The sequence below is a fragment of the Microcoleus sp. S13_B4 genome, assembly GCF_036700885.1.
Taxonomy (GTDB): Bacteria; Cyanobacteriota; Cyanobacteriia; order Cyanobacteriales; family Microcoleaceae; genus Microcoleus.
In genome coordinates this window covers 236,797-252,079 of record NZ_JAUBPU010000001.1, presented here as the reverse complement: position 1 = coordinate 252,079, position 15,283 = coordinate 236,797, and the positions used below count along the sequence as shown (strand labels likewise).

Here is a 15,283-nt window from a genome sequence, read left to right as displayed (position 1 = left end):
TATGCTAACATCATTTTTATACTTGCAGGACGAGCGCCAACACCCTGTAAAACGTTTATTTCAAACTTTTCTTTCTCTCTTCCGTGAAGTCAACCTCAAATCTAATATCTCAAATCGACTGACCCGAATTTCTGCACTATGATCGACATTCCTCAACTAATTGCCCAAGAACTTTCCATCAAACTATCCCAAGTCAATAATGCTCTGGAACTTTTCGCAGAGGGAGCAACTATTCCGTTTATTGCCCGCTACCGCAAAGAACGCACAGATTTGCTGAATGAAATTCAGTTGCGCGATATCTCCGACCGCTTCACATATTTGACGGAAATTGAAGAGCGCAAAAAGTCTATTTTAGAGACGATTAGCTCTCAGGGTAAACTCACTGAAGAACTGCAAGCTAAAATCGAATCGTGTTTGCAAAAAAACGAACTAGAAGACCTTTATCTGCCTTACAAACCCAAGCGGCGGACGCGAGCGACAATTGCTAGGGAAAAAGGTTTGGAACCGCTGGCAAATTTTATCAAGTCTCTGAACTTACCGACGGCTAAACCAGCCGACTTTGAGGCGGAAGCAGGTAAATATGTTTCGGAAGAAAAGGGAGTTAAAACAGCAGAAGAAGCTCTCAAAGGTGCTGCGGATATTTTGGCGGAAGCGGTTTCGGAAAAAGCAGAATTGCGGGCTTATTTGCGAGAGTTTTTAATGAAAACCGGAGTCTTTGTCTCGAAAATTAAAGATGATTTCCCGGAAGGAAGCACTAAATTTGAAATGTACCGCAATTACCAAGTTGCTGCGAGAAGCGTTCAATCGCACAATATGTTAGCGCTGTTTCGCGGGGAAACGGAAGGAGTCTTAGATTTGGAACTGGCCTTTGATGAATTCGCAGTGATGGCTTATTTGGAAGCTCAGGAAATTAGAACTAGGATACCGGAAGTTAAAGAGTTTTATCGATCGACCTTGAAGGATGCCTTCAACCGACTGATGAAGACTTCGTTAATTACAGAAGTACGATCGCACAACAAAGCCGTCGCTGATATCGAGTCGATCGCCACTTTTGAAACCAACCTCCGCGAGTTGCTGCTGTCGGCGCCGGCGGGAATGAAACCGACACTGGCGATCGATCCGGGATTTCGCACGGGGTGCAAAGTTTCCGCCCTCGATGAAACCGGGCAATTTTTAGAATATCAAGCAATTTTCCCTCACCAAGCAGCCGCTCAGCGACAGCAAGCTGGTAAAATTGTCAAGCATTTAATTGAAAAATATAAAATTGAATTAATCGCGATCGGCAACGGTACAGCTTCCCGGGAAACAGACGAATTTGTTTCGGAAGTTTTGGCAGAAATGGACAGGAAACCGATTAAAGTCATGGTGAACGAATCGGGTGCATCGATTTATTCAGCAAGCGATGTGGCGATCGCCGAATTTCCCGATCTCGACATCACCGTTCGCGGCGCAGTCAGCATCGGACGGCGCTTGCAAGACCCCCTCGCCGAACTCGTCAAAATCGACCCGAAATCAATAGGAGTCGGTCAATATCAGCACGACGTTGACCAAAAACTGCTCAAAAAGAAACTCGACGAAACAGTCGAAAGCTGCGTTAATTATGTCGGAGTTGACTTAAACACAGCCTCCAAAGAACTGCTGACATTTGTGTCAGGAATGACGGCAACAGTTGCCAAAAATATCGTCAATTACCGCAACGAAAACGGCGCGTTTAAAAATCGCCGCCAACTGCTGAAAGTTCCAAAACTCGGGCCAAAAGCTTTTGAACAAGCAGCCGGATTTCTCCGCATTCGCGGCGGCGAAAACCCCCTGGACAATACAGCAGTTCATCCAGAAAGTTATCCTGTAGTGCAGGCGATCGCCAAGGATTTAGACTTGCCGCTGACAGGAATAACACAAATTTCGGAAAAAATCAAGACTGTAAACATCAAGAAATATGTCACCGAAAAAGTCGGAGAACCAACACTCCGAGACATTATTTCCGAACTAGAAAAACCGGGAAGAGACCCGCGAGCCGAGTTTAAATATGCCACTTTCCAAGCAGGAATCAAAGAAATATCGGATTTGCAAGTTGGGATGGAATTAGAAGGCATAATCACGAATGTAGCTAACTTTGGAGCCTTTGTTGATGTGGGAGTGCACCAAGATGGTTTGGTTCACGTTTCTCAATTAGCCGAGCGCTTCGTAGATGATCCCAAACAGATTGTTAAAGTCGGACAAGTTGTGAAAGTGCGAGTTTTGGAGGTGAATGAGAAGTTAAAGCGGGTTAGTTTGACAATGAAGCTGCAAGAAAAACCGCAACCGCAAAATGGCAATAGTGCGAGGCTTCCGGCCCCGCGCCGACGTTAAAAGTTTGGGGGAAAGGTGAAAAAGGGCGATGGCGTCCCGCCCCGCAAGCTACGGCTATAATAGTGAAATCCTCACCAACCTCCAAATTATATGGTTGCAAGTAAAAGCGACACCTACGTCTCTCCTGAAGATTATTTAGCAGGCGAGAAAGTCAGTCCCATCAAACACGAGTACAGGCAAGGTGAAACCTATGCAATGGCAGGGGCAAGCAAAGCTCATGTCATCATTACGGGGAACGTGTTTGCACTTTTGAGAAACCATGTTCAGGAAAGTGGTTGTATAGCTTATATAGCAGATATGAAAGTTCGGAGCGAGACATCTAATTTTTATTATTATCCCGATGTCGCGGTGACTTGCGATGAACGGGACAGAAATACTGCTGAAGATTTCATTCGCTACCCGCGCTTAATTGTCGAAGTTTTATCGCCGACAACAGCGGCTTTTGACAGAGGCGATAAATTTGCAGATTACCGTACTTCCGAAACTTTGCAAGAGTATGTATTAATCAATCAAGAAAGAGTTAGTGTAGAGTGTTTTCGACGGAATGCAGAGGGTTTGTGGGTGCTTTATCCTTACACTCAAGGGCAAGAAGTTCAGTTTGCTAGCGTTAATTTTAGCTGTGCAATCGCCTCAATATATCAATATGCGATCGGCATTGGTTGATTTTAATTACTCCTGAATCACTGATATTGAGATGATGGAACCGCGAAGACGCGAAAGACGCGAAGGAAGAGAAAAGAAGAAGAAGCGGATAATTGCTATTTTTTCTTGGTGGCTTTCCAAGTGCCGCCGTAGAAGTAAAAAGGATTGTTTGCGCTTACCGATTCCCAACATTGAAGACACAGAAAAAACCACTGCCCCGACTCGTCATACCGGGCGCGGTAGAGAGTCGGGGCAGATTGGGAACAGCGATCGCAATATTTGATTCTGATTGCTCTGGCCATTGTTACTTTGTTTCAAGCAATTACGGACTCTTGAGGGCGGGCAAAAATCATGCGGCCGGCGCTGGTTTGTAGGGCGCTGGTGACTACGACTCGGGCTTCGCCGCCGACATAGCTGCTGCCTGCTTCTACTACTACCATTGTGCCGTCATCCAAGTAACCGATTCCCTGAGATGGTTCTTTGCCTTCTTTGCGGATTTTTAGTTCGATCGTATCTCCGGGCAAATAAGTCGGGCGCACCGCATGAGTCAAGTCGTTGATATTCAAAACCGGCAGTTTTTGGACGGTAGCTACTTTCGATAAGTTGTAATCGTTGGTGAGCAAAATGCCGTCGATATCCAAAGCAAATCGCACTAATTTTGCATCGACTGTAGCAATATCTTCGTAGTCAGCCGAGTGAATTTGAATCCGTTCTGGATATGTTTCTTTGATGCGGTTGAGTACATCTAAGCCGCGGCGCCCGCGCACTCGCTTTTGATCGTTGGCGGAATCGGCTACCAGTTGCAGTTCTTGGAGCACGAATTGCGGCACGATAATTTGACCTTCGAGGAAACCTGTTTCTAGGAGGTTTTCAATCCGGCCGTCTATTATGCAGCTTGTATCGACTACTTTGGCAGAGGCTGGTTTGAAAGTACCTTCGGCTACCAACACCGTGTCTAAGGTTTTGGGGTTGATCAGTCGCAAGAAAGCGCGGCCGTGAGTTTCGGTCAAGCTGACGCCTGTGAAGCCGAACATGACGCTGCCCAAGACTGCGACTAGAGGTTTGATGAAGCCGAACTCGCGGGGAATTGGCAGCAGGAATAGCGGAGCCAGCATTAAGTTCGCTACTAGCAGTCCGATGATTAAGCCGATCGCCCGCGTCAGCAGCATCTCCACTGGCATATCGCGGACTTGTTTTTCCAGCCGCCGGTAGGTTGTTTGAGCCACTAATCCCATCACGAAGCCGATTAATGCTCCAAAGGAACCTAGTACAGAACTTAAGCCTTGTATATTTGTAACTTGCTGTAGCAGGTTGCTCGGCAGGAGTTCGACTCCGTAATAGCCAATGCCTCCGCCTGCGATTACGAATGAGATTATTATGATTGCGTCTAGCATTAGTTCTAGGTTAATGAATTTATTCACATTATATCTTTGCAGTGCTGATACTTGTTTTCATGCTTTGGTCGGATATCGCTATATTTACTGAGGGATTTTCATAAACTTATATTTCGCGGTTGTACCCTTTAGGGGATGTGCCAGGGAGTCGCTCGGAATTTACTACGCCGGGCCGAAAGCAGGCACGAAGTGCGAAGAGACCGCCCTGCGCGCTGTTCGGGAATTGTGACCGATTAAAAATGGTACGAGGTTAAATTAAAAGAGCCGATCGTTCGCAGCGCTTTTTTGGTAAGAAAATGTCATAATATACATAATTATTCATGATAGTTTAATTAAAACTTTAGATTTGAAGTTGCGCTTTCGGCTTGATCTGTAATGAACCCTACCACCGATTATTTAACATTTGAATTAAAAAAAAGTGTGCAAGCGACAAATTCCGGCATTCCGAGTTCGGCTTACCTGCACATACCTTTTTGTCGTCGCCGCTGTTACTACTGCGATTTTCCGGTTTTTGTGGTGGGCGATCGCAAAAATGGCGAAAATTCCGGCACAATTGTGCAATACGTTGCTGTACTGTGTCAAGAAATTCAAGAAACTAAAAATTTAGGCGCATCTCTGAAAACAGTTTTTTTTGGTGGGGGCACGCCTTCGCTGCTTTCAGTCAGTCAGTTGAGCAATATTTTAGAGACTCTCGACAGCAAATTTGGGATTGCTGCTGAGGCGGAAATTTCTATCGAAATAGACCCGGGTACGTTTTCTTTAGAACAGTTGCGGGGATATGCAGCGGCGGGAGTAAATCGAGTTAGTTTGGGAGTGCAAGCTTTTCAGGATGAATTGCTGCAAGCTTGCGGGCGATCGCACTCTGTCGCTGATATTTTTGAAGCAGTAGAAATAGTGCGATCGGCTGGTATTGTCAATTTCAGTTTAGACCTGATTTCGGGACTGCCCCACCAAACTTTAGAACAATGGGAAGCTTCGCTGAAATCGGCGGTGGAAATTAGCCCGACTCACCTGTCGATTTACGACTTAATTGTTGAGCAGGGAACTGCTTTCGGGCGCTACTTTGAAGCAGGCGCACAGCCACTACCAGCAGATGACACCGCTGCTGGAATGTACCGTTTAGCAAGGGAAATTCTGACGGGGGCTGGCTACGAACATTACGAAATTTCTAATTACGCTCGATCGGGCTATCAGTGCCGCCACAACCGCGTTTATTGGGAAAATCGCCCTTATTACGGTTTGGGAATGGGGGCGGCGAGTTACGTGGAAGGCCGAAGGTTGACTAGACCTCGCAAAACTCAAGAATATTATCAGTGGGTGCGATCGATCTCTTCTGTCACTTCTGAAGCTACCCCAAAAATTGGGGGGGAAACTCAGCCTGATATTGAACCAGCAATTGAGCAAAATTTTCAAGTCTCAGAAAATGACATTTTGTTAGAAACGCTGATGCTAGGTTTGCGTTTAGCAGAAGGAGTTAGCCTGTCGGCGCTGACTCAAAAGTTTACTCAGCAAACGGTTGATAAAATTTGGCATTGTTTGCAGCCCTACTGGCGACAAGGATGGGTGGAAATTATAAGTGCGGATGAGGCGATTCCCTACGGGATAGCTCCGCTTCACGCAACTTTAGGCGAGGGCGCGAAACTCCCGCTGTCGGGAAATTTGAGGTTGAGCGATCCTGAAGGTTTTTTATTTTCTAATACAATTTTAGCCGATTTGTTCAGCAAGTTAGGCGAGGATAATTAGCTCTGTCTGAGGAAGTATATCCCATGCCAGCGCGATCGTTGCTAAAGCCGGGGCCGCCAATGCGGCTCGAAAGAAATTCAATTGCTCCCTAGCTTTATATTGTCAAAAATGACCTATTTTCTATCGATCCCTAAACAAATCTTAAAGGCGAACTAAGCCTTGAGATAGACGCAGGGACTGAGATGCGGCTGTCATACTTGAGAGCGAAGATTTAAAAAATACTTTGATGGAAAATCTAACTCTCGAACGCAACAACATCCACAGCAAGCCGAATCTGGTAATTAAGGAGCGCGGCTGCAATCCGACTTCTCAGTGTAATTTTTGCGGTCACTATAAAGTGCAGAGAGGTTCAGTCGGTCACTGTCAATTGTTGAACGCACCTGTTCGGGGAGGATGGAAATCTTGCGCTTTAGCAATGCCGCCTTTTGCACCTACTTGGGAGCACGTGGAAGGCAGCAAGGTTGCTTCCGGGGTCTTTATTAATTAATTCAAAAAAAGGTTTAAAAATTTTTTTTGAACTGGTGATATGCTATAGTAAGCTTAGGCCAGTCGTTGTTCGGTAGCACACTTTTGCAAACAAGTTAAAAACATGAATTTAACACTGAATCAGGTAATTTCAGAACCTCAATCGCGCATTTTGTGTTGGTATCTTAATAATACTAATAAAGTGCAAATTGCTCGGATTACAAATATTCCTAATTGGTATTTTGAGCGGACGGTTTTTCCGGGGGAACGTTTTTTGTTTGAAGCGCTGCCAGAAGCTCAGTTAGAAGTTTGCAGGAGTGCGGAGACGGGTGCTATTGTGTGCGAGCGAATTTTGTGCGATCGGCTGCGAGTTGAAGAATTAAGCACGGCTGATTGAAGATAATTCCCCAGACTTACCAAGGAGAAACCCGGTTTTTTCAGACACCAGGTTTCTCATTTGGATGATAAAAACTTATTGGGCGATCGCACTCGCCACCCCAGAAACCCGGTTTGTTCGTATATTTCTCGTTATTAAGCCTAAAATTCGTAGAAACCCGGAATAAGTGCCCTAATTTGTCAGCAATGAAACTGTCGGAAGTGTTGATCTAAGCTAAATTAGATAAAATCCAACACTATTCAATATAAAAACCCGATGTCCCTCACCGAACAAATCCTCTCCCAAATGCCAGGAGACGCCCTCGGAGGCCTGCGAAAGGTCGATCGACTCTGGGAAAACCTCAAACAAAACACCGCACCAGCACCCCAAGCAGTCAAACACAGCCAACAACCCCTCGAAACCCTCGACTTCGACATAGTTATTGGCGGTGGAACCCTAGGAATATTAATCGGTACAGCCTTAGTCCTGCGGGGTTGGCGAGTAGCCTTGCTAGAACGCGGCATCCTGCGAGGACGCGACCAAGAATGGAACATTTCTCGCAAAGAATTAGACGCATTCTTAGAACTAAATTTGCTATCTGTTGAAGAGATAGAAAAAGCAATAGCCACCGAATACAACCCCGCCCGCATCAGCTTTGCCAACACCCCCGACATCTGGATTTCTGGCGTACTAAACATCGGAATAGATCCTGTTTACCTCCTCGAAACCCTCAAGCAGCGATTCCTCCAAGCTGGCGGCAAATTAAGTGAAAATACATTATTTAAAACAGCTACAATTCACCCGGATGGAGTCGCTATAGAATCGGTTAGTACCGATATCCAAGCTGCTACAACTTTATTTAAAACCCGATTATTTTTAGACGCAATGGGACATTTTTCGCCCATTGTCCGCCAAGCAAGACAAGGCAAAAAACCCGACGCCGTATGTTTAGTAGTCGGCAGTTGCGCTCAAGGATACCCCAAAAACGACACTGGCGATATATTTGCATCCTTCACCCCAATGCAAAATCAGTGCCAATATTTTTGGGAAGCATTTCCAGCCAGAGACGGTCGCACCACCTACTTATTTACCTACATAGATGCCGACACAGAAAGATTCAGTTTAGAAACATTATTTGAAGACTATTTGCGCTTACTTCCCCAATATCAAAACGTCGAACTCGAACAGTTAAAATTCCAAAGAGCACTTTACGGATTCTTCCCCTGCTATCGCCAAAGTCCTCTAAAAACGCCTTGGAATCGCATACTCCCAGTCGGAGATAGCAGTGGTAGCCAATCCCCCCTCAGCTTCGGCGGTTTCGGGGCAATGGTACGCCACCTCACACGCTTGACTCTAGGAATTGAGGAAGCTTTGACAAGCGATAGTCTCGACAAAAATTCCCTCGCACTTTTGCAACCCTATCAGCCGAATCTATCAGTTACCTGGTTGTTTCAGCGTTCAATGAGTGCTGCGATGAATCAAAAAATAGACCCCAATCAAATCAATCAACTTTTGGCTGCCGTATTTCAGGTAATGGAAGAGTTGGGAGAACCGGTGCTCAAACCGTTTCTCCAGGATATCGTGCTGTTTCCGGCTTTGTCAAAAACCCTGTTTAAAACAGCCATTAGCCATCCCGGATTAGTTATGAAAATTATCCCGCAGGTTGGAGTAGCTAATTTGCTGGATTGGATGGTTCATTATGTAAATTTAGGAATTTATACGGGATTGCAGCCTTTGGGGAAAGCCGTAGAACCGCAGGTGAAAAATTTAGCACCCGGACAGCAATACTATTTTCACCGATTAGTTGAAGCGTGGCAATACGGCGCTGGAGGCGATTATTAAGTGAACAGGCTCTCTGGCCTGTTCCACAATAAAATTGATTGTAGCACTGACCGGAGAGCCTGTTTGTGATATATGAGTTGTGAGTTATCAAGGAGCTATAACTGCTAAAGCTTGAGGAATCACTCGGAATTTTGCAGGCGTGTAAGTTGTGATTTCACCGTCGGTATTAATCGGACGGCGTTTGCTAGTATTAACCTCAAATTCTTGAGCGTGCAAGGCGCGAACGTTAGACCAACTGGTATTATTTCCTTGCCTCATAGCCGGCAGCAAAGCAATGATTTCCCACCAGTCTTTTGTTTCCAAACTATACAAATCTAGTCGCCTGTCGTCGATTGTGGCATCCTCGGAAACTGTCATGCCACCGCCATAGTAGCGGCCGTTGCCAATGGCAATTTGAATAGTTTTAACATTAAAAGATTAGTCTTTTACCTTAATTTGTACTCTAAACAATCGCGGTGACAAAATGCTCTACAAAGCAGTAAAAGCATAGGCGAAAACTCCCCAACGCTGCTTTACGTCTTTAGTCAGCCGCGTGCGAATTTGCACGCTTAATCCCAAACTCGCCACATTAAAAAAATGTTGGCAGTTAACCCAACCCAAGTCTATTAGCCGAACTTTACCGCTGGCAATTACTTGACAAGCTGCGGATCAATCTGTAGGAATTTCCCGAGTGCGTGCCAAATCTTTAGCAGTTCCCATCGGCAAAATACCCAAGGGTAATTTGGTGTCTATCAAACCTTCTATGGCGCTGTTGAGAGTGCCGTCGCCACCGCCGATTATTACTAATTTAACTCGATTTTGGTAGCGACGAATAGTGTCGGGAAGTTCGCGGGCGTGGTCAGTAGATTCTACAATTAACTCAAAACCCAGTGCTTCTAATTCTACAGTGGCTTGAGATAATAGGTTTTGCCCTTTTCGGGAGTGCTGGTTTACTAAAAGTAGAGGTTTCTTCATTTGTTAATTTTTAATTAGTAATATTGAGAGTTTTTAATTACAAAAAGTATACCTTGATGCCTTAACGGGATCAAATTAATGCTTTACTTCCATTTTACCAATTATGATGGATTGACAAAAATGTCAAAAAATGGATAATTGTAGCAAAAGATTCCTAAAAAGTACCTCCCGCTCTGACCTAGCAGCAAAAAACCTCGCTTCTCGATCAAACTTAATTTAAAATCATGTGTAATATTTTAGAAAAAGCGCAAGTCGCTGCCGATCGCCAAAACTGGCCTGGGCTAGTCGAATGCTTGCAGCAAGTGACAGCAAACGGCAGTAAGGCGCAGGAACAACACATTTTAGAGCAAGCTGTCAGTTTAGCAATACAAGCCTTGGAATGGGGCGATTTTCAAGACCGCTGGGAAATTGCTAAAGTATTGCCCAATCTGGGAAATGGCGCGATCGCACCTTTAATTGCCGTACTTGAAGACGAAGACGCAGACACGGAACCCCGGTGGTTCGCCGCCCGTATTCTCGGAAAGTTCGATCGTCCAGAAGTGATTCAAGCTTTAGTAGAATTGGTCAAAAATTCCGACGAAGAATTGAGCCAAATCGCCGCCGAAACCCTAGGGAATTTCGGCCCGACAGCCATAGAATCCCTAGCAAATCTCTTGCAGCAAGAAGACTCGCGACAGTTTGCAACAGCAGCACTCGCCCAAATTCGGCGCACCGAAACCATCGTACCGCTGTTGAGCGTAGTCGGAGACTCTCAAGTTGCTGTGCGGGCAGCCGCAATCGACGCCCTGAGCTGCTTTCACGACTCCCGCATCCCGCCGATACTGGTAGCAGCGCTCAAAGATCCGGCGACAGCAGTCAGAAAAGAAGCCGTGCGAGCTCTCGGCGCGCGCGCCTATTTAGATGCAGAATTAGATTTAGTTAATTTGCTCAAACCTTTGCTTTCGGACATTCGATTAGAAGTTTGTCAGCAAGCGGCCATCGCGATCGGGCGAGTGAAAACCGATGCTGCAGCGGCTGCTTTATTTGAATTGCTGCGATCGCCCACAACTCCCGTTGAATTGCAAATCGAAACGGTGCGCGCCCTAAGCTGGATGGATACCGCAACCGCTTTAGCATATTTACATCAGACATTAATGGCGCAGTTTACTAACATAAATTCTACTGTTTATCAAGAGATAGTCACTGTTTTATGGCGAGTAGAAAAGCCGGAATTAAAAGCTGTTGCTGCTGAAATTCTGATTGATTTGGTGAAAACAGGTCATCCGGCCGTGCAGGAGGCAGTTAGCAAAAAATCTTTAGCTTTAGGTTTAGGAAAATTAGGAGATATGAGAGGGCTAGATGCTCTAATTTTAATGTTGGGCGACGCAGACAGCAGCGTCAGGCTGCACTGCATGGCAGCGCTCAAACAGCTAGGTGCTGCCGAGGCCAGACAGAAATTAGAAAACTTAGTTAAGCAAGAGAGTCTCGAACCAAGATTGAAACAAGGAATTGCGATCGCCCTGCAAGAATGGCTGCAGAATTAATCAAAAGACTAAATACCCAACTCCCCAACTTCTTGAAAAAGTCAGGGATATAATAGCGATCGCATCTTTCTTCTTCCTGATCTCCGTTACATCCGTTACAAAATCCGTAGCCGAACTTCCTTCGGCTATATCATCCATTTTCTTTGTGAATTTGGGCGATCGCACTTGTCACCCGCTCTAAATCTTCATCAGTTAAATTAGAGCCAGAAGGCAAACAAAGCCCGTACTCAAATAACTCTTCAGCCACCGCACCGCCCATACATTCGCAATCAGCAAATACTGGCTGTAAATGTAAAGGTTTCCAAACCGGACGCGCTTCTATTTTCTCTTGAGCAAGTGCTAGGCGAACTTGTTCTCTATCTGCACCGAAAGCGACCGGATCGATTGTTAAACAAGTCAGCCAGCGAGTAGCTTTTCCAAAAGCAGCTTCCGGCATAAATTCGATTCCCGGCAAGTTTCCTAAAGCTTGTTTGTAAAAGTCAAAATTGCGTCGTCTAGCTTCAACCCGCTCCTCCAAAACCCGTAATTGACCGCGACCAATTCCCGCCAAAACATTGCTGAGACGATAATTGTAGCCAATTTCTGAATGTTGGTAATGAGGAGCGGGGTCACGGGCTTGTGTTGCCAAAAAACGAGCTTTTTCTACCAGTTTTTGGTCATCGGAAACTAACATTCCGCCGCCGGAAGTGGTGATAATTTTATTGCCATTGAATGAGAAAATGCCGATTTTACCAAAGCTTCCAGGCGATCTATTTTTATAGGTAGCCCCTAGAGATTCTGCCGCATCTTCTATTAGCGGAATTTCATAAGCATTGCAAGCTTCTAGAATTGGGTCGAGATCGCAACTTTGACCGTAGAGGTGTACGATTACAACAGCTTTGGGTAATTTACCAATTTTTGCTCGTTTGTCAAGTGCTTCTCGGAACAAATCGGGGTTGAGATTCCAAGAAGTGCGATCGCTATCAATAAAAACTGGTTTGGCGCCAAGATAAGTAATCGGGCTAGCAGTTGCAATAAAAGTCAGAGTCGAGCAAAAAACCTCATCTCCTGAACCGACACCAATTAATTGTAAAGCCAAATGCAAAGCTGCGGTACCGGAACTAACAGCCGCTGCGTGTTTAGCGCCAACTACTTCGCAGAATTCTTGCTCGAAAGCGTCTACATGGGGGCCAACGGGGGCGATCCAGTTGGTATCAAAGGCTTCTTTGACGAACTCCTGTTCGAGGGAACCCATGTGAGGTGTTGAGAGGAGGATTTGTTTGTTCATTTTATCTTCAGTTGGGAGATGGATAGGCAGGAAAAAAGTTTGACTTGAGGAGTTCTTTAGGCTGAATGTTTAAAAAATTGAGCCACACTCCCACTAAATAATTATATTTTTCTTTGTGTCGTTTTAGTGTCTTATAGATTGAGCAATCAGAGAAGCCAGGGGATTTAACCCCGGGCTCATAGCTTAAGTCCTTTTTAGAAGACTATCAAAAATCTTTAGTCAGTTTTAATAAACCAACTGCTACCGGATCGAACTGTTAGTTTGGGAATCGTCAAGCACACCTGTAAATTCAGGGGCTGTAGCATAGCCTTCTCGGTTAATTCCGTCTCTTTTCAAGACTTTCAATACTGTCAGAAACAGAATTTTCAAGTCTAACCACAGAGTCCAATTATCCACATACCAAACATCAAGTTGGAATTTAGCATCCCAGCTAATAGCATTGCGACCATTGACTTGAGCCCAACCCGTAATTCCCGGCATAACTTCGTGGCGACGTGCTTGTTCTGGAGTATAGCGATCGAGGTATTTTACGAGTAAAGGACGAGGGCCAACAAAACTCATGTCACCTTTAAGAACGTTCAAGAGTTGAGGGAGTTCGTCCAGACTTGTTTTGCGAAAAAATTGACCGAGGGGTATGAGACGCTGTGCGGTGGGCAGCAAATTGCCATCAGCATCGCAATCGCTTGTCATAGTGCGAAACTTGTAGAAATTGAAAACGCGGCCGTTTTTACCGGGACGGGGTTGGCAGAAAAAGATTGGCCTGCCCATGCGGATGTAAATGGCGATCGCAACCATTAACATTACGGGAGAAAAAACTGCCAGCGCGATCGCCGCCACTAATCTATCTAATATTGCCTTGCTCAGTCTGCTGTATTTACTGAAACTCTTGGTAGAAGCAACTTCTGAATTCATGCTCACCCTCCTTTTGATATTAAAAAATCGGTCAATTCCTTCACGAACATTTTTTAACTTGAGGTTCTTAAAAGACGAACTTTAATTCGCGATCGCCCCCAACTTCAGAACCGGCCTTATTACCGCACTTAAGACAAAGTTCATGAATCGATCATAAAATTGTCTCTAGTTCAGTCAAGGAAAGAATTGTGCGATCGGCTTCGTAGCCCGGTGCTGCTGGAGTTTTGGAATACTCTCCATTTTGGCGATCGATTTGAACAGTCCGCCAACTCAGTTTCTTTGCCGTGACGAAATCTTTGTGAGGATTATCTCCTACATAGACGCATTCTGAGCCTTGAAACCCCGTTAATTCCATCACTTTTAAGTATGGCACTGGGCTGGGCTTCCAGTTTTCTCTACCGTATTCATCGCTGTAAATGATAGTATCAAAGCTGTTTGCTATGTGCAATGCTTCTACTTTATTGCGTTGAGTGGTTAGGTAGCCATCTGTGATCGCGCCTAGTTTTTTGTGGCCTTTAAAATAATCGATCGCCCAACGAGCATCGCTATACAGAGATATCTGCGGCTTATGTTTTCGATAAATTTCGATGAGTTCCTGAATTATTTGAGGGTCATCCTCAATGCCAATTTCTGCTAAAACTAAATTAAAAATTTTGCCTCGGTTTCCTTGTGCAAAAAACTTCCAAGCGACTTCAAAAAATCCTGGAACCGCATATTTATTTAGTATCCACTCACCGACTGCTTGAAATCCGCTCCGCACAAATTCGCGTTCGGGGAACAGAGTATCATCTACATCAAAAACGATAATTTTAATCATTCGATCATTTCCTTTGTTACAAAAATTGCCTCGTCGTACCGCAGCATGACAACTCCATCCTGCCAATCGTCAATTTTAATTTCAAGGTTCTTCCCCAAAACCATTTCGATAATCCAGAGAGGGAAATTAGCACCGGCTTGAAATGCGAGCGGAAATCCTCCGCCAAAACGTGGATTAATTTCAATAAATTTAATCTCACCGCTGGCTAGCAAAAAACATTGCACCGTAATGCAGCCTATCGCACCGGGCAATGACTCAGCCACCTTTTTTCCCGCCTCAATCAAGGCGGCATTTTTCACTGTTATGCCCTTACTAATTTCCCCAGCTCTGGTTTCAATGCGGAGCCGGGGAACCACCGATCGCACCTTTCCTTGGAAATCCACTAAAATATCTAATGTGTATTCTTCACCTATGAGAAATTCCTGAATAATCGCATTAGCAATGTACTCTCTAAAAAATTCCAACTCTTTAGGATTTCTGACCTGATTTACTCCCACACTGCAACTGCCCTTCGCAGGTTTAATCAGAAAAGGATAGCAGGCGTTAAAATCTGCGAGAATTTTGTCTCCATCTAACAATTCAGGGGTGGGAACACCAATCTCTTTGAAAAACTTAAAAGTATTACGTTTGTCATAACAAATCTCATTTGTTTCAGGAGAACAGACGAGTATGGTAACGCCTTTCGCTTCAAATTTCTGTCGGTGAAGCGAGAGCAAATAAAGTTCCGGGTCGATCAGCGAAATCAGCAGCTTAATTTGATGTTTTTCACAAATTCCTAGCAAAATGTTAATGTAATTGGCATCGGTAATGCGGGGAACAAGTTCTGAAACATCAGCCGCGAAAGCAGCAGGAGAATTTTTCTGAGAATCTGTCGTGACAATAGTGCCAGGAACTCCTAGATTGCTCAAAACTTTTTTGAAGGATTGAATTAGTGCTACCCTTCTGCCTGCACTGGTGAAAAGAATGTTGAAAGAATCCATAAGTTTCTAAAATTGTTGA

Annotated in this window: 16 protein-coding genes; 8 read left to right on the top strand and 8 right to left on the bottom strand. The window is 44.9% G+C overall.

Features of this window, described 5'->3' with window-relative positions; all coding sequences use genetic code 11:
* Positions 1-138 precede the first annotated feature (138 nt).
* The 3 genes from QT994_RS01030 to QT994_RS01020 all read left to right on the top strand — a co-directional run bounded on the left by QT994_RS01030 (position 139) and on the right by QT994_RS01020 (position 3,274).
* Complete coding sequence (locus tag QT994_RS01030; protein ID WP_333171004.1) at positions 139-2,349, top strand: Tex family protein; 2,211 nt, start codon at positions 139-141, stop codon at positions 2,347-2,349.
* Between the two features lie 90 nt (positions 2,350-2,439).
* Entirely contained in the window at positions 2,440-3,012 is a 573-nt protein-coding gene (locus QT994_RS01025) for a Uma2 family endonuclease (RefSeq protein WP_333171002.1), read from the top strand.
* A 31-nt stretch (positions 3,013-3,043) separates the two neighbouring features.
* Positions 3,044-3,274 (top strand): hypothetical protein, encoded by a 231-nt coding sequence (locus QT994_RS01020; RefSeq protein ID WP_333171001.1) that lies wholly within the window; start codon positions 3,044-3,046, stop codon positions 3,272-3,274.
* A gap of 31 nt (positions 3,275-3,305) precedes the next feature.
* Here QT994_RS01020 and QT994_RS01015 read toward each other — a convergent pair whose 3' ends face one another.
* A complete protein-coding gene (locus QT994_RS01015; protein WP_333170999.1) occupies positions 3,306-4,385 on the bottom strand; it encodes a PIN/TRAM domain-containing protein in 1,080 nt (359 codons plus the stop codon).
* Between the two features lie 375 nt (positions 4,386-4,760).
* On the opposite strand from QT994_RS01015, the gene hemW reads away from it, so the two are divergent.
* From hemW to QT994_RS00995, 4 genes are all read left to right on the top strand, one after another.
* Complete coding sequence (gene hemW / locus QT994_RS01010) at positions 4,761-6,128, top strand: radical SAM family heme chaperone HemW (protein WP_333170997.1); 1,368 nt, start codon at positions 4,761-4,763, stop codon at positions 6,126-6,128.
* Positions 6,129-6,354: 226 nt separating this feature from the next.
* Positions 6,355-6,615: a hypothetical protein gene (locus tag QT994_RS01005; RefSeq protein ID WP_333170994.1), complete on the top strand. Its 261-nt coding sequence runs from the start codon at positions 6,355-6,357 to the stop codon at positions 6,613-6,615.
* Between the two features lie 102 nt (positions 6,616-6,717).
* Positions 6,718-6,990, top strand: a complete 273-nt coding sequence (locus QT994_RS01000) for a DUF1830 domain-containing protein (protein ID WP_333170991.1) — start codon at positions 6,718-6,720, stop codon at positions 6,988-6,990.
* A gap of 255 nt (positions 6,991-7,245) precedes the next feature.
* Complete coding sequence (locus tag QT994_RS00995) at positions 7,246-8,811, top strand: FAD-binding oxidoreductase (protein ID WP_333170989.1); 1,566 nt, start codon at positions 7,246-7,248, stop codon at positions 8,809-8,811.
* Between the two features lie 87 nt (positions 8,812-8,898).
* Here QT994_RS00995 and QT994_RS00990 read toward each other — a convergent pair whose 3' ends face one another.
* Together QT994_RS00990 and QT994_RS00985 are read right to left on the bottom strand one after the other, a co-directional pair.
* Positions 8,899-9,210, bottom strand: a complete 312-nt coding sequence (locus QT994_RS00990; RefSeq protein ID WP_333171259.1) for a hypothetical protein — start codon at positions 9,208-9,210, stop codon at positions 8,899-8,901.
* Between the two features lie 249 nt (positions 9,211-9,459).
* Positions 9,460-9,765 (bottom strand): diacylglycerol kinase family protein, encoded by a 306-nt coding sequence (locus QT994_RS00985; protein ID WP_333170987.1) that lies wholly within the window; start codon positions 9,763-9,765, stop codon positions 9,460-9,462.
* A gap of 224 nt (positions 9,766-9,989) precedes the next feature.
* Between QT994_RS00985 and QT994_RS00980 the strand changes: the two genes are divergently transcribed.
* A complete protein-coding gene (locus tag QT994_RS00980) occupies positions 9,990-11,288 on the top strand; it encodes a HEAT repeat domain-containing protein (protein ID WP_333170984.1) in 1,299 nt (432 codons plus the stop codon).
* Here the strand turns inward: QT994_RS00980 and QT994_RS00975 are convergent, their stop codons facing one another.
* The 5 genes from QT994_RS00975 to QT994_RS00955 all read right to left on the bottom strand — a co-directional run bounded on the left by QT994_RS00975 (position 11,289) and on the right by QT994_RS00955 (position 15,264).
* Positions 11,289-11,426 carry a hypothetical protein gene (locus QT994_RS00975; RefSeq protein ID WP_333170981.1) on the bottom strand — a complete coding sequence of 46 codons (138 nt, stop codon included), beginning with the start codon at positions 11,424-11,426 and terminating at the stop codon, positions 11,289-11,291.
* Positions 11,419-12,555 (bottom strand): DegT/DnrJ/EryC1/StrS family aminotransferase, encoded by a 1,137-nt coding sequence (locus QT994_RS00970; protein WP_333170978.1) that lies wholly within the window; start codon positions 12,553-12,555, stop codon positions 11,419-11,421. The genes QT994_RS00975 and QT994_RS00970 overlap by 8 nt, the downstream gene beginning before the upstream one ends.
* Positions 12,556-12,795: 240 nt before the next feature.
* The gene (locus QT994_RS00965; protein ID WP_333170975.1) at positions 12,796-13,467 is read right to left on the bottom strand and encodes a sugar transferase; all 672 of its coding nucleotides are present in this window, start codon (positions 13,465-13,467) and stop codon (positions 12,796-12,798) included.
* A gap of 151 nt (positions 13,468-13,618) precedes the next feature.
* Positions 13,619-14,284, bottom strand: a complete 666-nt coding sequence (locus QT994_RS00960) for an HAD family hydrolase (protein WP_333170973.1) — start codon at positions 14,282-14,284, stop codon at positions 13,619-13,621.
* Complete coding sequence (locus tag QT994_RS00955) at positions 14,281-15,264, bottom strand: ATP-grasp domain-containing protein (protein ID WP_333048254.1); 984 nt, start codon at positions 15,262-15,264, stop codon at positions 14,281-14,283. The genes QT994_RS00960 and QT994_RS00955 overlap by 4 nt, the downstream gene beginning before the upstream one ends.
* Positions 15,265-15,283 lie beyond the last annotated feature (19 nt).

Excerpts from the sequence above, each read along its gene's own strand:
- QT994_RS01005 (WP_333170994.1), top strand. The coding sequence starts at position 6,355 with ATGGAAAATCTAACTCTCGAACGCAACAACATCCACAGCAAGCCGAAT.
- QT994_RS01000 (WP_333170991.1), top strand. The coding sequence starts at position 6,718 with ATGAATTTAACACTGAATCAGGTAATTTCAGAACCTCAATCGCGCATT.
- hemW (WP_333170997.1), top strand. The coding sequence starts at position 4,761 with ATGAACCCTACCACCGATTATTTAACATTTGAATTAAAAAAAAGTGTG.
- QT994_RS01020 (WP_333171001.1), top strand. The coding sequence starts at position 3,044 with ATGATGGAACCGCGAAGACGCGAAAGACGCGAAGGAAGAGAAAAGAAG.
- QT994_RS01030 (WP_333171004.1), top strand. The coding sequence starts at position 139 with ATGATCGACATTCCTCAACTAATTGCCCAAGAACTTTCCATCAAACTA.
- QT994_RS00955 (WP_333048254.1), bottom strand. The coding sequence starts at position 15,264 with ATGGATTCTTTCAACATTCTTTTCACCAGTGCAGGCAGAAGGGTAGCA.
- QT994_RS00965 (WP_333170975.1), bottom strand. The coding sequence starts at position 13,467 with ATGAATTCAGAAGTTGCTTCTACCAAGAGTTTCAGTAAATACAGCAGA.
- QT994_RS00970 (WP_333170978.1), bottom strand. The coding sequence starts at position 12,555 with ATGAACAAACAAATCCTCCTCTCAACACCTCACATGGGTTCCCTCGAA.
- QT994_RS00975 (WP_333170981.1), bottom strand. The coding sequence starts at position 11,426 with ATGGATGATATAGCCGAAGGAAGTTCGGCTACGGATTTTGTAACGGAT.
- QT994_RS00980 (WP_333170984.1), top strand. The coding sequence starts at position 9,990 with ATGTGTAATATTTTAGAAAAAGCGCAAGTCGCTGCCGATCGCCAAAAC.
- QT994_RS01015 (WP_333170999.1), bottom strand. The coding sequence starts at position 4,385 with ATGCTAGACGCAATCATAATAATCTCATTCGTAATCGCAGGCGGAGGC.
- QT994_RS00985 (WP_333170987.1), bottom strand. The coding sequence starts at position 9,765 with ATGAAGAAACCTCTACTTTTAGTAAACCAGCACTCCCGAAAAGGGCAA.
- QT994_RS00995 (WP_333170989.1), top strand. The coding sequence starts at position 7,246 with ATGTCCCTCACCGAACAAATCCTCTCCCAAATGCCAGGAGACGCCCTC.
- QT994_RS01025 (WP_333171002.1), top strand. The coding sequence starts at position 2,440 with ATGGTTGCAAGTAAAAGCGACACCTACGTCTCTCCTGAAGATTATTTA.
- QT994_RS00960 (WP_333170973.1), bottom strand. The coding sequence starts at position 14,284 with ATGATTAAAATTATCGTTTTTGATGTAGATGATACTCTGTTCCCCGAA.